This window comes from Chitinivibrionales bacterium (genome assembly GCA_014728215.1).
Classification (GTDB): Bacteria; Fibrobacterota; Chitinivibrionia; order Chitinivibrionales; family WJKA01; genus WJKA01.
The window spans coordinates 1-6630 of record WJLZ01000002.1 but is presented as its reverse complement, the minus strand read 5'-3'; the positions used below and the strand labels follow the sequence as shown (position 1 = coordinate 6630).

Genomic DNA, 6630 nt, shown 5'->3' with positions numbered 1-6630 from the left:
TCTTCTTGTGCTTGGTACTGTTTTCTTTATTGATTTTCTCACCGGAAGTTCGGGAATGCTGTGGGTTGTCGATATGATGGCCCGATTGTGGGGTATCGATCCGTCGAGCGGGCAAAAGTTCAGGATAATCACACCCTTCGGAACGTTCACCGACCGGGAGAAACTCGCCCGCCTCTACGATTATATAATCATGGGAGCAACCTGGGGAATCGTCGCACTGTCATGGATCTATAACGCACTCGTAACGTTGAGGAGACCGAAAATAGAGTAAAGAGATGGAGTAATGGGCCTCCAACACTCCATCACCCCAATTCTTCACTACTTCCAGAGCTTTTCGGGATAGACACCCTCATCCAGGAGCTTTCGCATATGTTCTTGTACACGAGGCTTGTCTTCACCGTAGGTCAGGCCGAACCATTTTTCCTCTGTAGGAATAATTTTAACCGCGGCTTTTTTTTCTTTAATGAGATTCCCCACGATTTCGGGTACCAGAAATTCGGCTTTCATCTCCTTGCCGTTTTTTTCTAAAAAGGCCGCAAACCGGGATTCGAGTTCATCGAAAAAGCTGAGGGTAAAGCCCCACATGTTCATCGAGGTAACACTTTTTGGATCGAGGCCGTGCCATTCTCCGTTTTCGGTTTCGTATTTGACTTCGTTGTCGAAACGCTGGATCTTTTTGAGTTCCCTGATCCGGGTAAGATAGTAATCCTGCGTTATTTCACACACGCCGCGGGTAACATGTCCGTAGTCGGAGAGGGTGTTTTGAAGTTCATACCCGATTGCGCAATAATCATAGGCCGATTCGGTATCCCGGGCCTGTTCGAGATATTCCTTGAGGCTCACATAGGATGTCTGTCCGTAATAATCGTCGGCATTGATCGCCGCAAAGGGAGTCGTAACGGCGTCCTTGCAAACAAGCAGGGCGTGGCCTGTTCCCCAGGGTTTGGTCCGCTCTGGGGGAGAGACAAATCCCTGAGGCATTCCCCGGTCGAATTCCTGGAACACATACTGAGTGTCGATATTTTTTTCCACGTTTTTCCCGATCCGATCTCTGAACCGGGATTCAAAATCTTTACGGATGATAAAAACGATTTTTCCGAATCCGGCCCTGATCGCATCGAAGGAAGAATAGTCCAGAAGGGTTTCGCCGCCTGGGCCGATTGGGTCGATCTGTTTCAAACCGCCATACCGGTTTCCGATTCCGGCCGCCATTATGATCAGCGTTGGTTGTGCCATAAATATGCCTTTCCGGTTGATGCATGTTTTCCTGTAGGTAAAACCATGAATACAGGGTTGTGTTGGTAGAAAAGACAACGATTGTTACCGAGCCCTATAAAATAGTTATTTCAAAAATAATTGCAAATCGGTTTTTGCCCCATCGGCAATAAAAAGTTTTTTTCCACCCCTTTTCTTATATATATTTATTATTGTAGGAAAGAGAGGGCCGGAGTGCCGGTACTCAGACCGGTTTTATACCCCCTTTCCTCCACTGCCTGCGCCACTATCAAGCGAAAGAGAGAGAATGGCCTCAACCGATGCTGCCCGGGTCTTGATTATCGATGATGAAATGTCTATTTGCATCGCGGTGTGCGATCTTCTCGAAATGAGCGGTCATCATTGCAGCTACAGTCTTACCGCCGAGGAAGGGATCGAGTTTTTAAAGAATAATCATGATATCGAAGTGGTGCTTCTGGATATTAATCTGGGACATGGTCTTGACGGTCTCGAGGCATTACCTTTCATCAAGGAAGTGAGCAAATATGTCCAGGTTATCATGTTTACTTCCAAAGACTCGCTGGATTCGGGACTGGAGGCCATGAAAAAGGGGGCATTCGATTATATCACCAAGCCCTTTGATGAGGAGAATCTTACCAAGAAATGCCTTGCCGCCGTAGAAAACAGAAAAATGGTCCAGCTCAACGACCTCTATCTCGGCATACTGGTACACGATCTGAAAAATCCTCTTCAGTGTATTTCCGGTGCACTGGAGTTTTTAAAGGAAAGCGCTGCGCAGTCTGCCGATGAGATGAACAAAAAATTTGTCGGGGTGCTTGAAGGGGGCGTGAGTCAGATCTCCATGATGATTAACAATATCCTCAGCGTGACCAAGTTTGAAAGCGGTGCTCTGGCGCCGGTTGCCGATCCTTTTGTGCTCAAGCCCGAGGTCGAAACCTGCCTGAAAAGCCTTATCGATGAAGCGTCAACTACGGGAAGGGAAATGGTTCTCGATTTTTCCAACTGCTGTGATTCCACCCTCAATGCCGATAAGAGCTTCTTTTCAAAGGTTTTAGTAAACATTGTCGGCAACGCACTCCGGTTTACCCCGAATAAAGGCAAAATATTTGTTGCATTTGACATGGGCAAAAACGATTTTTTGCAAGTGTCTATTACCAATACCGGTTCATTTATCGAAGAAGAGAAGCGGGAACTGGTTTTCCACAAGTTTGTCGGGGTCCGGCCGGACGCCGGATCGCATAAAGGGCAAAACTTTGGTTTAGGCCTTACATACAGTAAGATGGCGGTGGAAGCCATGGACGGCGAGATCTGGATCGATGGAGACCCTTCGGTCCCACAAACAACATTCAATTTTACGATTAAAAATCATACAAAGGGCGGATACAATGGGCTATGAGCGTATTTCTACCGAAGCTGTTTTGAAGGGAAAAGTACGAAAAGATTTTGCCTGGGAAATCATTTCCGACTATTCGCGCTATCCTCAAATCATGGAGAGTGTCGATAAAGTTACGATTCAGGAGAGGAACAACGGTCATGGACGGTCGGAGTGGTTTGTGACAATTGAAGAGGCGCCCCTGACCTGGATCGAACGCGACTATTACGATCGGGACAACTACGAAATCCGGTTCGAGTCCATCGACGGCGATTTTGATACGATCAACGGACGGTGGAAAGTCGAAGATTACGACAAGGGCGGTATCAAAATCAATTTCGATATCGATTATCACCTCGGTATTCCGGTAATCGAAGAGGTTTTGGGCGATATCCTCCGCCGGAAAATGAAAGCCAACATGGATTCTATGGTAAATGCGATCAAAAATGAATTATCACGGAGCCAGATTAATGAACGTCAGTACGAACGATACGATATCGGTAAATATAGCACGATATGTCTGAACGGTCACGATATCCGCACCTATATCGTTAATGTGTCGCAAAAAGGCATGATGTTCTATTACGACGGACAGTTCGAGGATACCGATATCACCCTGAAAATAGGCGATATCCGGATAGAGGCCGAAGAGCTCTATAACGATCTTAAGCATAAAAACGCCCGTATTATTTTCAGGGAGCCCACAGGCCCGGAGAGGCTTCGGAAGCTTATCGATATTCTTTCGAATCAGAATGTGCGCCTCAACGAACGGAAACTTATCGAAAAAGAGGTGGTACTGAGCAGCAATGATACTGATGTCAACGTATATCTCATTAATATCTCCCGCAAGGGCATGCTATTCAGTTATGATTCTGTTCCCGATGGAATAGGAGATACTGTTTCACTCTGCGGCGTACCTGTTGAAGTCCGCGATATCTACCACGATGTTAAAAGCAGGACCATGCGGACTATTTTTTCACAGGCCCTGAATGAGTCTGAATACGCGCAGCTGCTGGAACAGATCGAGCAATACGATGCTGTTACCGAGCAGACTGAGCTGCCTCTATAGGTTTCAAATTATAGATCTCGAGCGATGAGAGTGGTTTTTCCTCCTGCTGGATACAATTGATGGCTGATATTATTGATGCGGTCCTTTTCGACAAAAACCAGTTAAAAAAAGGTGCTTTCGCACTGGTCGGGTATCCGCCCGACTTTGGGATGTTCCGTTCCTATATCAGGCAGCTCAGGCCCGATAAAGATTACAAAGACACATTTCTGCTCAAGCTCTTTCAGTGGGCGCCCTCCTATAAGCTTCAGGAATGGAACAATATTACCGTTGATAATGCTTTTTATGCCGACGGTACGATGATCATGGTTCCGTTTCTTCCCGAGATGAAAGATATCCCCTTAAAAAGAATGTACGAAAAGATCGAGCACGCGGTTGCCCTTGCCTCCGAAAACGGCTGCACGGTCGTGTCTCTGGGAGCTTTTACCTCGTTGATTCTCCGGGGATTCGAACAGGACCTCGCCGAAAAATATAACGTGACGATAACATCGGGAACCTATTGCACGATTGCGCTCATCATCCGTTCGATCGAGCTGGTCGCAGAGCGATTCGGTATCGATCTCGAAACAAGTGCTCTGGCAATTATCGGACCATCGGGCGATATCGGCGCCGGATGCGCTTCCTATTTTGGCGACAAGGCCGGCAAGCTGATTCTCTGTGGTCAGAATGAGAATAAAATTCATGCAATGGTCGATACGTATAAGGAATTTATCACCCGTCCGGTGGAAATCTGCGGTACCGGCCACAAATTGCCGGCCGACGCCCGCATCACGCTTTTCATCACCAGCAGCTACACCAGTCTTTTTATGCTCAGCGATTTTCCCTCAACGACAATCGTGGTCGATGTCGCCGGTCTTCCCCGCGACAGGGAACAATCACCGGTGAAATCCGATTCCTTTATCTACCGCGGGGGCATTGCCCGCACATCCTTTGAACTCGATCTCGGATTCGACATCGGATTGCCCTCTGCCTACGCCATGTACGGTTGCCAGGCTGAAGGAATTCTTCTCGCCTGCGACCCCTCACTCCCCGCATCATGGGCATGGAACGGAATTTCATTGCATACGATAAACCGGTATCTCGAAAAACTGGCGGATTCCCCCCTGATCGGGCCGGGGTATGCTTTTGGTGATAGAGTGCTTACCGATGAAGAACTCACCGGATATGCACAGGAGTGTTTTGCGCTTCGCATATGAGCGCATCATTTAGAGGCGAAAGGTGGAGTTATGGATCCGAAAACAAAAGCGAAAGTATTCAATATAGTGGGAGAAGAAATCGAAACCGATATTGATTCGCTCGATCCCGACAAGGACCTTCGGGAGCAGTCTTGTATCGATACCATGGGGATTGTACGGTGTGCATCAAAAATCGAACAGCAGTTCGATGTCGACCTTCCGGTGTCGATCGTGGAAACCAGGACCTTAAATGAGCTTCTGGACGTAGTGTATAAGGTCATTGAAGAAAGGAAGATGAAGAAAGATTTTGAGCTGTAACGAAAAAGTAGCCTTTGTATTACATCCCGACCTCGATCTGGTCATCAGAAACGCCAAAGCTGTCAAGCCTGGAAAAGAGATCCGCGAAGAACTGATTCTAAAAATGTTTGAGTGGCTTCCGCCGTTCAAGCATATGGATTGTGATAGTCTTTCACTCGACGGCGAGCATTCGGTGCCCGGAGCGTTTTATATTGTCCCTTTTTTGCCCGAAATGGAGACGGTTAAAAAGGACGATATCGTTAAAAAGATCGACCAGGGACTGGGCCTGGCCAAATCTCAGGGCTGCACGGTCGCCGCGATGGCTGGCTTTACTTCCATAATGATCCAGGGGCTGGAAAAAGACCTGGCAAAAAAGCATGATATACGCATTACCTCCGGCAACACCCTGACTTCTGCTATTGTAATCCATTCGGTTGAAGAGATTGCCGAAAAGTGTGCTGTTGACTTTCAGGATGCAACCGTTGCGATTATCGGTGCATCGGGGGATATCGGGAGCGGTTGTTTTCTCTATTTTGCCGAAAGAGCGGGGAAGATGATCCTCACCGCCCGGGGGTTGGCGCCGCTCAATGAGTTTGTCAACAAATACCGCGGCTTTTTCGATTGTGAGATCGAGGTGACCGACGACAACCGGTACGCCGCCGACCGTGCCGATATAATCATCCTGGCAACAAGCTCCTATACCACCATATTCGATCTGCAGGATTTCCGTCCCCGGAAAATTGTCTGCGACGCCTCGGTGCCGCCGAATGTGCAGGCCGATCCTGCTGCTCTGCGGGATGACATATTTGTGTACCATGGCGGTATCGCCGTACTCCCCTTCCACCTCAACCACGGTCTCAACATCGGACTGGCCAAGGGAAACCATCTCCACGGCTGCCAGACCGAAGGGCTGCTCAATGCCCTCCACCCCGACCTTCCCTGCTCGATAGGACGGGGCAATATTACCGCCCGGCGGATAAGTAAATTCCTCCGCCTCATGGAGAAATACCCCTCCCTGGGTGTGGCTTTTTCAATAGGAAATAAAGAATATACCCCCGAAGAGATCGAGGCCTATGCGCAACGGTGGAGAAAAGGGTGAATGATATCCGGGAAAGCATCACCCGGTTTTTCAGGACAGGTTCTAAGGCCTTCGCCGCTTCATCTTTTCCTGATATTTTTTCCTGAATCCCTCGGCAAATCTGTCGGCAGAACTCTGTTTGATTACTTCAGCTCTGAAAAACGACTTTGGCCGGGAGGGTTTCGGGACCTTGAATTCCTCCATGTCGTTGATCAGTTGCTTGCTGTACTCAGCAGTTTCTTCAATACGTTTCAAAACCGAATTATTGGCCTTCATCAAGACCCCCTCTCGCTCAGTAATTACGCCACTGGTGCCGGGCGCCTGATTCTTTGCCCGGGTTCGGTAGAAAAAATAAATTAAAAAATTCTCTCTGCAAAATGTTTGGTGGAAAAGCTTATGCGCCCGG

Annotated in this window: 7 protein-coding genes; 5 read left to right on the top strand and 2 right to left on the bottom strand. The window is 48.2% G+C overall.

Annotated features, from left to right (window positions below; translation table 11 throughout):
- Positions 1–318: 318 nt before the first annotated feature.
- On the bottom strand, positions 319–1236 hold the full coding sequence (locus GF401_00055) for a nucleotidyltransferase (GenBank protein MBD3343434.1): 918 nt from the start codon (positions 1234–1236) through the stop codon (positions 319–321).
- Between the two features lie 286 nt (positions 1237–1522).
- Here GF401_00055 and GF401_00050 point away from each other — a divergent pair, with 286 nt between their 5' ends.
- The 5 genes from GF401_00050 to GF401_00030 are packed head-to-tail and all read left to right on the top strand — an operon-like array spanning position 1523 to position 6245.
- The gene (locus tag GF401_00050) at positions 1523–2632 is read left to right on the top strand and encodes a response regulator (GenBank protein ID MBD3343433.1); all 1110 of its coding nucleotides are present in this window, start codon (positions 1523–1525) and stop codon (positions 2630–2632) included.
- Entirely contained in the window at positions 2553–3677 is a 1125-nt protein-coding gene (locus GF401_00045; protein ID MBD3343432.1) for a hypothetical protein, read from the top strand. The genes GF401_00050 and GF401_00045 overlap by 80 nt, the downstream gene beginning before the upstream one ends.
- A 59-nt stretch (positions 3678–3736) precedes the next feature.
- The gene (locus GF401_00040) at positions 3737–4870 is read left to right on the top strand and encodes a hypothetical protein (protein MBD3343431.1); all 1134 of its coding nucleotides are present in this window, start codon (positions 3737–3739) and stop codon (positions 4868–4870) included.
- A gap of 30 nt (positions 4871–4900) precedes the next feature.
- Entirely contained in the window at positions 4901–5167 is a 267-nt protein-coding gene (locus GF401_00035) for a hypothetical protein (GenBank protein MBD3343430.1), read from the top strand.
- On the top strand, positions 5157–6245 hold the full coding sequence (locus GF401_00030; protein MBD3343429.1) for a hypothetical protein: 1089 nt from the start codon (positions 5157–5159) through the stop codon (positions 6243–6245). Before GF401_00035 ends, GF401_00030 begins: the two co-directional genes overlap by 11 nt.
- A 42-nt stretch (positions 6246–6287) precedes the next feature.
- On the opposite strand, the gene GF401_00025 is transcribed toward GF401_00030, so the two are convergent.
- A complete protein-coding gene (locus GF401_00025; GenBank protein MBD3343428.1) occupies positions 6288–6500 on the bottom strand; it encodes a hypothetical protein in 213 nt (70 codons plus the stop codon).
- Between the last annotated feature and the right edge of the window lie 130 nt (positions 6501–6630).

Excerpts from the sequence above, each read along its gene's own strand:
- GF401_00050 (MBD3343433.1), top strand. The coding sequence starts at position 1,523 with ATGGCCTCAACCGATGCTGCCCGGGTCTTGATTATCGATGATGAAATG.
- GF401_00040 (MBD3343431.1), top strand. The coding sequence starts at position 3,737 with ATGGCTGATATTATTGATGCGGTCCTTTTCGACAAAAACCAGTTAAAA.
- GF401_00045 (MBD3343432.1), top strand. The coding sequence starts at position 2,553 with ATGGAGACCCTTCGGTCCCACAAACAACATTCAATTTTACGATTAAAA.
- GF401_00055 (MBD3343434.1), bottom strand. The coding sequence starts at position 1,236 with ATGGCACAACCAACGCTGATCATAATGGCGGCCGGAATCGGAAACCGG.
- GF401_00025 (MBD3343428.1), bottom strand. The coding sequence starts at position 6,500 with ATGAAGGCCAATAATTCGGTTTTGAAACGTATTGAAGAAACTGCTGAG.
- GF401_00035 (MBD3343430.1), top strand. The coding sequence starts at position 4,901 with ATGGATCCGAAAACAAAAGCGAAAGTATTCAATATAGTGGGAGAAGAA.